This window comes from Halalkalibacterium halodurans (assembly GCF_004376175.1).
Classification (GTDB): domain Bacteria; phylum Bacillota; class Bacilli; order Bacillales; family Bacillaceae_D; genus Halalkalibacterium; species Halalkalibacterium halodurans.
This window is the reverse complement of record NZ_SNUY01000172.1, coordinates 1-617: the sequence shown is the minus strand read 5'-3', so window position 1 is coordinate 617 and position 617 is coordinate 1. Positions and strand designations below refer to the sequence as shown.

1 protein-coding gene is annotated in these 617 nt (G+C 39.2%); it reads left to right on the top strand.

Going from position 1 to position 617, the window contains the following annotated elements; all coding sequences use genetic code 11:
- The first annotated feature begins 87 nt into the window (after nt 1-87).
- A complete protein-coding gene (locus E2L07_RS20660) occupies nt 88-528 on the top strand; it encodes a DUF1405 domain-containing protein (RefSeq protein ID WP_243855037.1) in 441 nt (146 codons plus the stop codon).
- Nucleotides 529-617: the final 89 nt, after the last annotated feature.

Here is a 617-nt window from a genome sequence, read left to right as displayed (position 1 = left end):
ATAAATTGGTTTGAGGAAAATCCTTGAACCACAAAGCTCGGCGAATGCCGAGAGTCTATTAATATGTTTGGAGGAAGGGATATATTGGTGTACTGGGGATGGTTTATTCATTGGCTTGGTCAAAAACGCACAATTTGGCTTTTATTTATCATCAATTTGTTAGGAACGATATACGGATATATATGGTATATGCCTCAATTGAGCGAGACAGATTGGAGGCTATGGCCGTTTGTCCCAGATAGTCCAACAGCTAGTCTATTTTTTACCATCACATTACTGAGCTTTATAGTTGGAAAGAGATGGCCACTTATTGAAGCGTTGGGTGCAGTTACTTTGTTTAAATACGGCATATGGGCAGTGGTGATGATAATAGCAGGAAAATTATCTGGGGGAGATCTTCACTGGACGAGTTACATGCTTATCACCTCTCACCTAGGAATGGCTTTACAGACCTTATTATTTAGTAGGTATTTTAAATTTAGCTTTAAGCTGTATTTTGCAATAGAAAAGTGCAGAGAAATGCAATGAAAAATGCAGAGGTTTGCCACCCATTTAATTCCTTTTCGACAATGCGTGGGACAGTCTATAGCTCTCGCCATGAAAAGAGATGATATGGG